This window comes from Streptomyces sp. NBC_00083 (genome assembly GCF_026343295.1).
In the GTDB taxonomy this organism is placed as follows: Bacteria; Actinomycetota; Actinomycetes; order Streptomycetales; family Streptomycetaceae; genus Streptomyces.
In genome coordinates this window covers 932,934-945,243 of the sequence record NZ_JAPELY010000003.1, presented here as the reverse complement: position 1 = coordinate 945,243, position 12,310 = coordinate 932,934, and the positions used below count along the sequence as shown (strand labels likewise).

The following is a 12,310-nucleotide window of genomic DNA, read 5'->3' as shown; positions in this document are numbered from 1 at the left end:
TCATCTCCCTTCGAAGGCGGGCGGGCGCCTGGCGGCCTTCGCCGCATAGCCCTCGCGGGCGTCCTCGGAGGTGAGGGTGAGGGCCGCCGCGAGGGCCGTACGGTCGAGGGCCTCGGCCAGACCCGCGTCGGCGAAGGCGTCGATGTCGCGCTTGACGGCGCGTACGGCGAGCGGCGCGTTGGCCGCGATCTCGGTCGCCACCGCCAGCGCGCCCTTTGCCAACTCGGCCGGGGGCAGCACCTGTTGGAGCAGGCCGATGCGCTCGGCGGTGGCCGCGTCGATGCGGCGTCCGGTGAGGGCGAGCAGCTTGGCCCATCCCGCACCGGCGTCGCGCGCGATCCGCAGGTCCCCGCCGGCGTCGACGGCCACCCCGATGCCGGTCTCGGGCAGCGCGAACACGGCGTCCTCGGCGGCGATCCTGATGTCGGCCATCAGGGCGAGTTCGAAGCCGAAGCCGAGACAGTAGCCCTGCACGGCGGCGATCACCGGCTGGGGCAGCCGCGCGAAGGCGGCGAAGCGCTCGTGGACCCAGCGGATGCCTTCGTAGTACTGGTGGGTGCGGTCGGCCGGGGAGCGGCCGGTGATGGCGCCCCCCGGGGCGCTGACGTCGATCCCGGCGCAGAAGGCGCGGCCCTCGGCCCGCAACAGCACGGCCCTGACCGAATCGTCGAAGCGGATGCGGTCGGCGAGCAGGCCCAGTTGCCGGCTGGACTCCCAGCTCCACCCGTTGAGCTTCTCCGGCCGGCACAGGGTGAGGACGCCGATGCCGGATGCGGTGACGTCGAGCCTGATGCGCTCCTCGCCGTCGGCGACCCGCCGGTCCAGGATGTCGATCATCACCCCTCCTCTTCCCTATGCTGACTGCCCGTCAGGTCTGTCGAGACTAAGGGACTTCTCCGTACGGCGCACCCCTGCGTGAGGTGGTGCCGTACGGGCCGCGTGAGGCTCCGGCTCAGGGGTTTGGGAAGCCCTTGCTCTTCGTTGGGCTCGTGTTCATCGGTCCCTCCACCGCGCCACATCGGACAGCGCAAGACTGACTGGCAGGTCCACGTCACTGGTCTCAACCGACAGCTCTGGAAGGGGCGTTCATGGCCGAGTTGACACGACGCAGACTCCTGGGTTCGGCAGCCGGAGCACTCGGAGGCGCGGCGGCGCTCTCCCTGCTGCCACCCAGCGTGCAGAAGGCCGTCGCGGCGGGGGCGCCGCGCCGTGGCTCGCTGCGCGACGTGGAGCACGTTGTCATGCTGATGCAGGAGAACCGGTCCTTCGACCACTACTTCGGCACGCTCTCCGGCGTCCGCGGGTTCAGCGACCCCCAGGCCCTCAAGCTTGCGAACGGGCGGTCGGTGTTCTACCAGCCCGACTCGGTGAACCCCAAGGGCTACCTGCTGCCGTTCCGCCTGGACACCCACAGCACGAGCGCGCAGGCCATCCCCTCCACCAGCCATGCCTGGGCCGTGCAGCACCAGGCGTGGAACGGCGGCAAAATGGACCAGTGGCTGCCCGCGCACCGCAAGGCGGACGGCGTCAACGGGCCCTATGTGATGGGCTATTACACGCGCGAGGACATCCCGTTCCAGTTCGCGCTCGCGGAGACCTTCACGATCTGCGACAACTACTACAGCTCGGTCCTCGGCCCGACCTGGCCCAACCGCCTCTACTGGATGACCGGAACCATCGACCCGTCCGGCACCAGGGGCGGACCGGTGATCAGCAACGCCGCGCCCAGCCCGTACCGGTGGACGACGTACGCGGAGCGGCTGCAGGCGGCGGGGGTGAGCTGGAAGGTCTACCAGCAGGACGACGACTACGGCTGCAACCTGCTGGAGCAGTTCCAGAGCTTCCGCGACGCCAAGGCGGGCTCGCCGCTGTACGAGCGGGGGGTGCGTCCGCAGCCCGTGGGCACCTTCGAGGACGACGCGCGGGCCGACCGGCTCCCGACGGTCTCCTGGATCGTGCCGACGAGCCACCAGTCGGAGCACCCCGACTATCTGCCTGCCGCGGGCGCCGACTTCGTGGCGAGCAAGATCGAGGCGATCGCGTCGAATCCGAAGGTGTGGGCGAAGACGGCGTTCGTCCTCAACTACGACGAGAACGACGGCCTGTTCGACCATGTGGCGCCGCCCACCCCGAAGGCGGGCACCGCGGACGAGTTCGTCGGCGGGCTGCCCATCGGCGGCGGGTTCCGGGTGCCGGCCATCATCATCTCGCCGTGGACGGTGGGGGGCTGGGTGGCGAGCGAGGCCTTCGACCACACGTCTGCGCTGCGCTTCCTGGAGCAGTTCACCGGGGTCAAGGAGCCGAACATCAGCGAGTGGCGGCGCCGGACGTTCGGCGACCTGACGTCGGCGTTCCGGTTCAGCGCGGCGGGGGCGCCGGCGCCTCGGCTGCCGGACGACACGGCGGAGCAGTTGGCGGAGGCGAAGCGGGAGGTGGCGACTTTGCCGAAGCCGACGTTGCCCGGGGCGGACCAGTCCTTCCCCAGCCAGGAACGGGGCCACCGCCCCCACGTCTGAGTGCCCCGGCCGGACGGGCTGAAGATGCTCAGGATCGGCACCCTGCCAAGATCCACCCACCTAGGGGCGCGGGGAACTGCGCGAGAAGCGAGCACGATCCGCAGATGAAGACCGGGGCCACTGGGGCTCCGCCCCAGACCCAGTGTCGCGCCTCAAGGGCGCTCGTCCTCAAACGCCGGACGGGCTGAGGGTGCCGGGACTGGGCACCCCGCCAACGCCGACCCACCTAGGGGCGCGGGGAACTGCGCGGGAGGCGGGCACGGTCCGCAGGCGAAAGCGGGACGCCCTGGGGCTCCCCCGAGCGCCGGGCAGGCCGAGGTGGCCACGGCCCAGCGCCCTGCCAAGGGGTGCGGCGCCGTCAGGGCGTCGGCGTGGAGGACGGGTTCGGGGTGCGCTGGGGCAGGAGCGTCTTGCAGATGCCCAGCGCCCCCGCCGTCTTGGGATCCGCCGTGTTGAGCCCGCGCATCCCGCCCCCGGCCCCCGGCGACGCCGAGGGAAGGACCACCCCGTGGTCCTTGAGGCAACTCGTGAACGCCTTCATCGCGGTGCTGTCACCACCCGCGCCCCGCCCTCCGAACTGCGGACGCAGACTCGCACACGCCTGCGCCGCCTGACGCTGCGCCGGGTCTGCGGAGGCCCCGCCGCCGAAGCCGCCGAAGCCGCCACCACCGCCACCCCCTCCGGAGTGCCGGGCACCACCCGAGGGCCGCCCGCTGGGCCGGCCGCTGGGCCACCCGCCGGGCCGGCCGCTGCCCGCGGGCCGCGGCGCCATCGTCACCCCGTGCTGCGCGAGGCACTGCCGGTAGGCGTCCATCCCCTTGCCCGTGGCCGACGAAGCGGACGATGACGCCGACGCCGGTCCCGACGCCGCCGCGGAGGACGACGCCGAGGACGAACACGCCACGAGCAGCAGCCCGCACGCCGCGAGCGTGGCCGTGGAGACGGCGGCCCGCACGGCGAGCGCGGTGCGCGCGGTGGCGGTCCTGCGCTTGGTCCAGGTCATGTCCGGTGTCTCCTCGGTGCGTTGGGCGGACGACGGCCCCGCTGGAGTGCGTACGCCGTCGGCGACCCATGACTGAACCGCACCGGGGTGGGTGCCTCCGGGGGAAGGACTGGGAGTTTCCTGAGCGCCCGGCCCCGCGCGGGGCCCAGGAGGCACGGGTAGCGGCCCGTTACGTACGGTGCGTACCCGAATGCGAAGATCCGGGGGTCCCGGCGCTCCCAGGGAACTCCCAGGAAGCTCCCAGGGGTTCCAAAGTGCGGGCGGCCAGGATCCGGCCCCATGAAGGTGCTCCCACGACGGCGCAAAGCCGTCCTGATCAACTCGGTGCTCGGTGTGGCCGTCCTCGCGGGTGCCGGCGGCGCCTACGCGGCGGTGACCAGCCACGACAGCGCTCCCGCACGGAGCGACGCGAAGAGCGTGACGGTCACCAAGGGAACGGTCCTCGCCACCGTGTCCGGCTCGGGATCCCTCGCCTCGCCGAGCGACGCCGGGGTGAACTTCACCACCGGCGGCAAGCTCACCGCGGTCGACGTCAAGCCGGGCGACAAGGTCACCGCGGGCCAGGTGCTCGGCAAGGTGGACGCCACCGCGGCCAGGGAGACCCTCGCGCAGGACGAGGCGTCCCTGACCGCCGCGCAGGCCAACCTCACCAAGGTGCAGGAGGGACAGGCGAGTTCGAGCAACGCCACCGGTTCGGGCAGCTCGACGCGCGGCGCGGCCGGCTCCGCCCCCGCGCCCGCCGCGTCCCCGACGGTCGATCCCGCCCAGCTCGCCCAGGCCGAGGCCCAGCTGACCCAGGCGCAGAACGCGGTGGACGCCGCACAGCGGTCGGTGGACGGAACCACCCTGAGGGCTCCGGTCTCCGGCACCGTGGCCTCGGTGTCCGCGAAGAAGGGCGACACCGTCTCCGGGACCGGCGGGAGCACCACGAGCGGCGGCAGCGGCGCCTCGGGCGGCGGCTCCAACTCCGGCTCGGGCAGCGCCAGTTCGACCTCGTCGTCGGCCCTGTCCGGCTTCGTCGTCCTCACCAACCCGTCCGGGATGCAGGTCAGCGCCAACTTCTCCGAGGCCGACGCGCTCAAGCTGAAGCCGGGCCAGGCCGCCACGGTCACGCTCAACGCGGAGGCGGGCCGCACCCTCAACGCCAAGGTTCTTTCGGTGAGTTCGCTGCCGGTCAGCAGCGGCTCCGGCTCCGGCGGGGGTGGCAACAGCAGCTCCGGGAGCGCCGTGCAGTACGCGGCCACCCTGGCCATTACCAGCCCCACCACCGACCTGCGCACCGGGCTCAGCGCGAGCATCCAGGTCGTCACGGGCGAGGCGTCCGGCGCCCTGTCGGTGCCGACCGCCGCGGTGAGCGGCACCGGCGCCAACCGCACCGTGACGGTGGTCAAGGCGGACGGCGCCACCGAGCGGACCCCCGTCACGGTGGGCCTCGAGGGCGACAGCTCCGACCAGATCCTCAGTGGTCTGAGCGAGGGCGAGAAGGTCCAGCTGGCCAGCGTGTCCGCGACGGGCAGCGGTGGATTCCCCAGCGGCGCCTTCCCCGGTGGTCTCGGCGGTGGCGGCGCGCGCACCCGCGGCGGTGGTACCGGCGGAGGCGGGACCGGCGGCGGGGCCGGCGGCGGCTTCCGTGCCGGCGGTGGCGGCGGGGGTGGCCGCGGATGACGCCGCCCCGGTGGCCGCGCAGGACCGCGACGCTGCCCGAGACGGAGGACGCGGGCCCCTGGGCCCCGGCCCCGGTGATCGAGGTGCGCTCGCTGATCAAGACGTACGGTCACGGTGACGCGGCCGTCCACGCGCTGAGCGGTCCGGTCGACCCGGCGAGCGGGGCGGCCCTCGGGGTCGAACTGGTCGTGGAGCAGGGCGACTTCGTGGCCGTGATGGGAAGTTCCGGCTCCGGCAAGTCGACCCTGATGAACATCCTGGGCTGCCTCGACGTGCCGACCTCCGGACGCTATCTCCTGGACGGCATCGACGTCGGCGGGCTCGACGAGCGCCAGCTCTCCCTCGTACGCAACCGGAAGATCGGCTTCGTGTTCCAGTCGTTCAACCTGGTGCCGCGCACCCCCGCGCTCGCCCAGGTCGAGCTCCCGCTGGCGTACGCGGGGGTGAAGCCGGCCGAGCGGCGCAGGCGTGCCGAGGCCGCGCTCACCCTGGTCGGGCTCGCCGACCGGATGGACCACCGTCCCAATGAGCTGTCCGGCGGTCAGCAGCAGCGGGTGGCCGTGGCCCGCGCCCTGGTCACCGCGCCCGCGATGCTGCTCGCGGACGAGCCGACGGGCAACCTCGACAGCCACAGCACCGAGGAGGTGCTCGCCGTCGTGGACCGGCTGAACGCGGCGGGCCGCACCGTCGTCCTGATCACGCACGAGGACGAGGTGGCCCGGCACGCCAAGCGGGTCGTACGGCTCGTCGACGGAAGGATCGTCGAGGACGTGCGGCAGGCCTCCGTGGACGGCCCCCCGCCCGCCATGCGTGCGGCGGGCTCGCTGGTCGGAGGCGGCCGGTGAACCCGTTCGAGACGCTGCGCTTCGCCTTCGGCGGGCTCGCGGCGAACAAGGTGCGCTCCGCGCTGACCATGCTCGGAGTCCTCATCGGCGTGGCCGCGGTCATCGTGCTCCTCGCGGTGGGCAACGGTTCGTCGCAGTCCGTGAAGGACTCGATCGAGAAGCTCGGCACCAACGCGCTCACCGTGTCGTCGGGCGGCGGCTTCGGCGGCTCCCGTTCGGCCACCGTCACCAAACCGCTGACCGTGGACGACGCGAGGGCGCTCGCCGACCCGGCGTCGGCTCCGCACGTCGAGTCGGTCGCGCCGGAGACCACCACCTCGCAGACCGCCCTGCACGACGGGACGTCCCACACCGTCAGCCAGGTCGTCGGCACCTACCCGGCGTACTTCAAGGCGTCCAACAGCAAGGTGGCCAAGGGCGACTACTTCAGCTCCGACGACGTGCTCGGCTCGCGCAAGGTGGCCGTGATCGGCTCGACCACGGCGACCGACGTGTTCGGCACGGCCGACCCGGTCGGGAAGAAGATGACCCTGGGCGGTACACCGTTCACGGTGGTCGGCGTCCTCGCCACCAAGGGGGGCACCGGCTTCCAGGACCCGGACGACGTGGTGGTGGCGCCGCTGCCGACCGTGCAGAACGCCTTCACCGGCTTCGGCTCCCTCGGTCAGATCCTCGTCGAGGCCAAGTCGGCCGACGCGACCACGGCGGCGCAGAGCGAGATCACCTCGGTCCTCATGGGCCGGCACGGCCTCAAGGACCCGACGGCGCTGGACTTCCGGGTCAGCAGCCAGGCCTCCCTGCTCACCACGCAGGCCGACACCAACAAGACGTTCACGGTGCTGCTCGGCGCGGTGGCGGCGATCTCCCTGCTCGTCGGCGGGATCGGCATCACCAACATCATGCTGGTGACGGTCACCGAGCGGACCCGCGAGATCGGCATCCGCAAGGCGATCGGGGCGCCGCGCGGCGTCATCCTCGGCCAGTTCCTCGCCGAGTCGACGCTGCTCTCGCTGATCGGCGGCGGGCTCGGTGTCGCGGCGGGCCTGGTCGGCTCGCACTTCACCATCGCCGGCATCAAGCCGGTGATCATCCCGGAATCCGTCGTCGGCGCGTTCGCCATCGCCGTGGCGATCGGTCTGTTCTTCGGCGGCTACCCGGCCAACCGCGCCGCGAGTCTGCGCCCGATCGAAGCGCTGCGTCACGAATGAACCCCATGTACGAACAGGGAGAGGACATGTTCGGCAACGCCGAGATTGTGGAGAGCGCCCGCCCCACGGCGGCAGCAAGCCCGGAGGACATCCTCGCCGAACCGCCGGACACCCGGGACATCTCGGCCGAGCTCAGTGCTCCGCCGCGGCCACGGCTGCCCTGGCTGACGCTGCTGCTGTCCGGCGGCCTGATCGCGGGGGTCGCCTTCGCGGGCGGCGCTTTGGTGGAGAAGGGTCAGGACCAGACCGCGTCGGGTACGCAGCGCACCCCGGCCGCGGCCGGAACCGCCCGCTCCGGCGCCGCGGGGGCGGGCCAGCGGCAGGGCTTCGGCGCCGGTCAGAGCGGTCAGAGCGGTCAGAGCGGTCAACGCCAGGGCAGTGGCGCGGGGGCGGGCGCGGGGGGCGGGCTGACCATCGGTACGGTGAAGCTCGTCGATGGCAGCACCCTCTACGTCACCGACACCCAGGGCAACGTCGTCAAGGTCACCACGGCGGGCACCACCCAGGTCACCGAGTCCAAGTCCGGCAAGGTCTCCGATCTCCAGCCCGGCCAGACGGTCACCGTCCGCGGCAGCCAGAATGCCTCAGGGGACGTCGCGGCGACCACCGTCACCCAAGGCGGCGCGAGCGGTTTCGGCGGGGGCCGGGGCTGACCGGCGCCCATCACCCACGCCGCCACGAGGAGGAAACCGATGGCCCCGACCGACGCGGCCGCGCCCGAGGCGAGCCTGCTCGTCGTCGACGACGAGCCCAACATCAGGGAGCTGCTGTCGGCCTCGCTGCGCTTCGTCGGCTTCAAGGTCGTCTCGGCGGCGACCGGCGCCGACGCGCTGGCCGCCGTCGCCAAGGAGCGCCCCGACCTGGTGGTGCTCGATGTGATGCTGCCCGACATGACGGGCTTCGCGGTGGTGCGCCGGCTCCGTGAGGAGGCCGGGGGCGGATCGGGCCCCGACCACCTCCCGGTGCTCTTCCTCACCGCGAAGGACGGCGTCGACGACAAGATCAGCGGCCTGACGGCGGGCGGCGACGACTACGTCACCAAGCCGTTCAGCCTGGAGGAGCTGATCGCCCGGATCCGCGCCATCCTGCGCCGCACCGGCGGTCCGAGCGGCGAGGGCCGGCTCGTGGCGGGCGACCTCGAACTCGACCCGGTGGGCCACCAGGTGCTGCGGTCCGGCCGGCCCGTGTCGCTCTCCCCCACCGAGTTCAAGCTGCTCGCCTATCTGATGGCCAACGCCGACCGTGTCGTGTCCAAGCCGCAGATCCTCGACCATGTGTGGGCGTACGACTTCGGCGGTGACCTCAGCATCGTCGAGTCGTACATCTCCTACGTGCGCCGCAAGGTGGACTCCGGGGCGGACGGCGCGCCCAAGCTCATCCACACCGTGCGCGGCATCGGCTATGTGCTGCGCCGCCCCCAGTCCTGAGGTGTTCCGCCCGATGCTGAGACATCTGCGGGCGCGGCTCGGGTGGCTGCCGCGCCGGTTCGCCGCCCTGTCGCTGCGCTCGCGTCTCGTGCTGCTGGCCATGGCGCTGGTGGCGCTCGGCCTGACGGTGAGCGACACCGTCGTGCTCAGTTCAGTACGTGCCCAGCTGGTCCAGCGGGTGGACCAGCAGCTGAACCGGTTCGGCGACTCGGTGGCGCACCGGGTCGGCGTCGAGGGCACCCCCACACCCAGGCCCGGCCGTACGGGGGGCGGCCGGGCCTGGCTCCCCAGCCAGTACGTGATCGCCTTCGCCGCCGACGACGGGAAGGTCACCGAACAGTTCCGCCAGCCCGTCGCCGCGGGCGACCCCCGGCCGCTGTGGCCGGCGATGGACGCGGCGGACCTGCGGGCGCGCCTCGGCAAGCCGTTCGAGGTGGCCAGTGATCACGGCGGCGGCAGCTGGCGGATGCTGATCGTGCCGGTGGACGGCGGCGATCCCGCGCTGCCTGCCGGGGTGGTCGTGGCCGCCCCGTTGGAGGAGGTCTCCTCCACGGTCGACCACCTCGCCACGGCGTTCCAGATCATCGGCGTCGTCGTGGCGCTGCTGCTCGGCGTGGCGGGCTGGTTCGCGGTCCGGGCGGGGCTACGTCCGCTGCGCCGCATCGAGGCGACCGCCGTGGAGATCGCCGCGGGCCGCCCGCTGTCGCACCGCATGCCGGACGCCTCGCCGCGTACCGAGGCCGGCCGGCTCACCAGTGCCCTCAACGGGATGCTCGCGCAGCTCGAATCGGCGTTCGCGGCGCGCGCCGAGTCGGAGGAGCAGATGCGGCGTTTCGTCGCGGACGCCAGCCACGAACTGCGCACGCCGCTCGCCGGTATCCGGGGCTTCGCCGAGCTGTACCGGATGGGCGCGCTCCCCGACGAGGCCGACGTGAAGCGCACGATGGCCCGCATCGAGAGCGAGGCGGTGCGCCTGGGCGGTCTGGTGGAGGATCTGCTCACGCTGGTCCGCATGGACGAGCAGCGCCCGCTCCAGCTCGCGCCGATGGATCTGCGCACCCTCGCGGTGGACGCCCTGCACGACACGCGGGCGCTGGACCCCACGCGCGAGGTGACCCTGACCGGGCCGGGCGGCGAGGGCCCGCCGGGACCGGCCCCGGTGCTCGGTGACGAGGCGCGGCTGCGGCAGGTCGTCGCCAACCTCGTCGGGAACGCCGTCGCCCACACCCCGTCCGGTTCTCCCGTACGCATCGGCGTGGGGGCCCGCGACGGGCACGGCGTCATCGAGGTCGCCGACGCGGGGCCGGGGCTCGCGCCGGAGCAGGCGGCCCGCGTCTTCGAGCGGTTCTACCGGGTGGACGCCTCCCGCAGCCGGCAGACGGGCGGCGGCGCGGGCCTCGGCCTCGCCATCGCCTCCGCCCTCGTGCAGGCCCACACGGGCCGGGTGGAGCTGGAGACCGCGCCCGGCGAGGGCGCCGTGTTCCGCGTGCTGCTGCCCGGCGCTCCCTGAGCCGTGGGGCCCACTCCCCCGGCCCGGCCCGAGTGCGCGCGGGGCCGGGGGCTCCTAGCGTGGATCCATGATCCGGTTCGAGCAGGTCAGCAAGGTCTATCCGGACGGCACCCGCGCCGTCGACGACCTGTCGTTCGAGGTGGCGGAGGGCGAACTGGTCACCCTCGTCGGCCCGTCCGGCTGCGGCAAGACGACCACGATGATGATGGTGAACCGGCTCATCGAGCCCACGTCGGGCCGCATCCTCGTCGACGGTGAGGACATCGCCTCGCTCGACCCGGTGAAGCTGCGCCGCCGGATCGGTTACGTGATCCAGCAGGTCGGGCTCTTCCCGCACCGCACCGTCCTCGACAACACGGCGACCGTCCCGGCACTGGTCGGCTGGAAGCGGGAGAAGGCGCGGGCGCGGGCGGCGGAGCTGCTCGACCTGGTGGGGCTCGACCCGTCGACGTACGGGGCGCGCTACCCGGCGCAGCTCTCCGGCGGCCAGCGCCAGCGCGTGGGGGTGGCCAGGGCCTTGGCCGCGGACCCGCCGGTCCTCCTGATGGACGAGCCGTTCGGCGCGGTCGACCCCGTGGTGCGCGAGCGGCTCCAGAACGAGTTCCTGAGCCTCCAGGCGACGGTGCGCAAGACGGTGCTCCTCGTCACCCACGACATCGAGGAGGCGGTGCGGATGGGCGACCGCATGGCGGTGTACGGGTCGGGGCGCATCGAGCAGTTCGACACCCCCGCATCGGTCCTGGGCGCTCCCGCCACCTCCTACGTGGCCCAATTCGTCGGCGCCGACCGGGGGTTGAAGCGGCTCTCGGTCACGACGGTGGAGCCCGACGACCTGGAGCAGCCGCCGGTGGTTCGCCTGGACGAGACCGCTCAGGCCGCCGCGGCCCGGCTGCGCGGCGAGGACGCGCGCTGGGCCGTGGTGCTCAACGAAGGGGGCGAGCTGCACGGCTGGGTCGCCGCGGAGGAGCTCTCGCTCGCCGGGTCGGGGTCGGTCGCCGATCTGGCCCGGCGGATGGAGGCCTGGGTCCCGGTCGGCGCCCCGCTCAAGCAGGCGTTCAGCGAGATGCTGCAGTACGACGCGGGGTGGGTGGCGGTGGTGGACGGCGCGCGCTTCGTGGGTGTCCTGACCCCCGCGAAGCTGCACGAGGCGCTGCGGCGTTCGGTGGACGCGGACGCGCTGGGCGTGCAGCGCGCGGAGGTCGACTTCGACTCGGTCGCCGACGTGTAGGAGCGCCGCGCGCCACGTGAGGGAGGGCGGGACGCGCCGCGCGGCGGAGGGTCACCGGGCCGCGTCAACACCCCGCCCCGCGACGAAAGTTGGGCCCGCCCGTCTCTTACGTTTCGTGGTGCTCGTGGTTACCATCCGGTAGCCCCGCTCGGAACGCCCCGTCGGGGCTCCCCGCACCCATCCCCGCTGGAGCCGCCATGCGCCTCGCCACCGCCGCCACCGCGCTCGCTCTGCTCGCCGGCACGATCGCCCTCGCTCCCGCCGCCGACGCGGCGCCCGCCCCCGGCCCCGTCCCGGTCGTGTTCGTGCACGGCCGCAACGCCGACCCGGGGGTGTGGGGCACCATGAAGGACCGGTTCGAGCAGGCCGGGTACCCGGCGGGTGATCTTTTCGCCTGGGGCTACGACTCCAGCCGGTCGACCAACGAGGTCCTGTCCGGTCAACTCGCCGCGTACATCGACTCGGTGCGCGCCCAGACCGGCTCGGCGCAGGTGGACATCGTCGCGCACAGCCAGGGCAGTCTGCCCACCCGGTGGTACACGAAGTTCGGCGGCGGCTCCGACGTGGTGCGGCACCTGGTGTCGCTCGGCGGCCCCAACCACGGCACGAGCCTCGCGTGGGCGTGCGCGATCTGGGACCAGGGCTGCCGGGACATGACGCCGAACTCGTACGTGGAGAGCCACCTGGCGAGCGGCGACGAGACGCCGGGAGCCACCGAGTACGCCACGTTCTGGTCGGACTGCGACGGCTTCATCCTGCCCAACAGCAGTGTGCCGCTGTCCGGCGCCGTCAACACCGACGCCGGCTGCCTGGCCCACAACGACCTCCTGACCGACGCGCCCACCGCGCAGGGGGTGCTCGACTTCCTCAAGCGCTAGGGACGCCGCCTCGCCCGCCGGGGCGGGCGC

Annotated in this window: 11 protein-coding genes; 9 read left to right on the top strand and 2 right to left on the bottom strand. The window is 73.0% G+C overall.

The genetic code is table 11. From position 1 onward, the window contains the following. The gene (locus OOJ98_RS28020) at positions 1-837 is read right to left on the bottom strand and encodes an enoyl-CoA hydratase/isomerase family protein (RefSeq protein ID WP_267057826.1); all 837 of its coding nucleotides are present in this window, start codon (positions 835-837) and stop codon (positions 1-3) included. A 251-nt stretch (positions 838-1,088) separates the two neighbouring features. On the opposite strand from OOJ98_RS28020, the gene OOJ98_RS28015 reads away from it, so the two are divergent. Continuing rightward, on the top strand, positions 1,089-2,516 hold the full coding sequence (locus OOJ98_RS28015) for an alkaline phosphatase family protein (protein ID WP_267057825.1): 1,428 nt from the start codon (positions 1,089-1,091) through the stop codon (positions 2,514-2,516). A gap of 358 nt (positions 2,517-2,874) precedes the next feature. On the opposite strand, the gene OOJ98_RS28010 is transcribed toward OOJ98_RS28015, so the two are convergent. Continuing rightward, positions 2,875-3,519 carry a hypothetical protein gene (locus OOJ98_RS28010; protein ID WP_267057824.1) on the bottom strand — a complete coding sequence of 215 codons (645 nt, stop codon included), beginning with the start codon at positions 3,517-3,519 and terminating at the stop codon, positions 2,875-2,877. Positions 3,520-3,798: 279 nt separating this feature from the next. Between OOJ98_RS28010 and OOJ98_RS28005 the strand changes: the two genes are divergently transcribed. The 8 genes from OOJ98_RS28005 to OOJ98_RS27970 all read left to right on the top strand — a co-directional run bounded on the left by OOJ98_RS28005 (position 3,799) and on the right by OOJ98_RS27970 (position 12,280). After that, positions 3,799-5,184, top strand: a complete 1,386-nt coding sequence (locus tag OOJ98_RS28005) for an efflux RND transporter periplasmic adaptor subunit (RefSeq protein WP_267057823.1) — start codon at positions 3,799-3,801, stop codon at positions 5,182-5,184. Beyond that, positions 5,181-6,029 (top strand): ABC transporter ATP-binding protein, encoded by an 849-nt coding sequence (locus tag OOJ98_RS28000; protein ID WP_267057822.1) that lies wholly within the window; start codon positions 5,181-5,183, stop codon positions 6,027-6,029. The genes OOJ98_RS28005 and OOJ98_RS28000 overlap by 4 nt, the downstream gene beginning before the upstream one ends. Next, positions 6,026-7,237, top strand: a complete 1,212-nt coding sequence (locus OOJ98_RS27995) for an ABC transporter permease (RefSeq protein WP_267057821.1) — start codon at positions 6,026-6,028, stop codon at positions 7,235-7,237. Before OOJ98_RS28000 ends, OOJ98_RS27995 begins: the two co-directional genes overlap by 4 nt. 5 nt (positions 7,238-7,242) lie before the next feature. Continuing rightward, positions 7,243-7,890, top strand: coding sequence for a DUF5666 domain-containing protein (locus OOJ98_RS27990; RefSeq protein ID WP_267057820.1), 648 nt, complete (start codon positions 7,243-7,245; stop codon positions 7,888-7,890). Positions 7,891-7,929: 39 nt separating this feature from the next. Then, complete coding sequence (locus OOJ98_RS27985; protein WP_267057819.1) at positions 7,930-8,664, top strand: response regulator transcription factor; 735 nt, start codon at positions 7,930-7,932, stop codon at positions 8,662-8,664. A gap of 13 nt (positions 8,665-8,677) precedes the next feature. Further along, positions 8,678-10,174: a cell wall metabolism sensor histidine kinase WalK gene (locus OOJ98_RS27980; protein ID WP_267057818.1), complete on the top strand. Its 1,497-nt coding sequence runs from the start codon at positions 8,678-8,680 to the stop codon at positions 10,172-10,174. A gap of 67 nt (positions 10,175-10,241) precedes the next feature. Further along, complete coding sequence (locus OOJ98_RS27975) at positions 10,242-11,402, top strand: ABC transporter ATP-binding protein (RefSeq protein WP_267057817.1); 1,161 nt, start codon at positions 10,242-10,244, stop codon at positions 11,400-11,402. Positions 11,403-11,599: 197 nt separating this feature from the next. After that, positions 11,600-12,280, top strand: coding sequence for a triacylglycerol lipase (locus OOJ98_RS27970; RefSeq protein ID WP_267057816.1), 681 nt, complete (start codon positions 11,600-11,602; stop codon positions 12,278-12,280). Positions 12,281-12,310 lie beyond the last annotated feature (30 nt).

Excerpts from the sequence above, each read along its gene's own strand:
- OOJ98_RS28020 (WP_267057826.1), bottom strand. The coding sequence starts at position 837 with ATGATCGACATCCTGGACCGGCGGGTCGCCGACGGCGAGGAGCGCATC.
- OOJ98_RS28015 (WP_267057825.1), top strand. The coding sequence starts at position 1,089 with ATGGCCGAGTTGACACGACGCAGACTCCTGGGTTCGGCAGCCGGAGCA.
- OOJ98_RS28010 (WP_267057824.1), bottom strand. The coding sequence starts at position 3,519 with ATGACCTGGACCAAGCGCAGGACCGCCACCGCGCGCACCGCGCTCGCC.
- OOJ98_RS28005 (WP_267057823.1), top strand. The coding sequence starts at position 3,799 with ATGAAGGTGCTCCCACGACGGCGCAAAGCCGTCCTGATCAACTCGGTG.
- OOJ98_RS28000 (WP_267057822.1), top strand. The coding sequence starts at position 5,181 with ATGACGCCGCCCCGGTGGCCGCGCAGGACCGCGACGCTGCCCGAGACG.
- OOJ98_RS27990 (WP_267057820.1), top strand. The coding sequence starts at position 7,243 with ATGTACGAACAGGGAGAGGACATGTTCGGCAACGCCGAGATTGTGGAG.
- OOJ98_RS27985 (WP_267057819.1), top strand. The coding sequence starts at position 7,930 with ATGGCCCCGACCGACGCGGCCGCGCCCGAGGCGAGCCTGCTCGTCGTC.
- OOJ98_RS27980 (WP_267057818.1), top strand. The coding sequence starts at position 8,678 with ATGCTGAGACATCTGCGGGCGCGGCTCGGGTGGCTGCCGCGCCGGTTC.
- OOJ98_RS27975 (WP_267057817.1), top strand. The coding sequence starts at position 10,242 with ATGATCCGGTTCGAGCAGGTCAGCAAGGTCTATCCGGACGGCACCCGC.
- OOJ98_RS27970 (WP_267057816.1), top strand. The coding sequence starts at position 11,600 with ATGCGCCTCGCCACCGCCGCCACCGCGCTCGCTCTGCTCGCCGGCACG.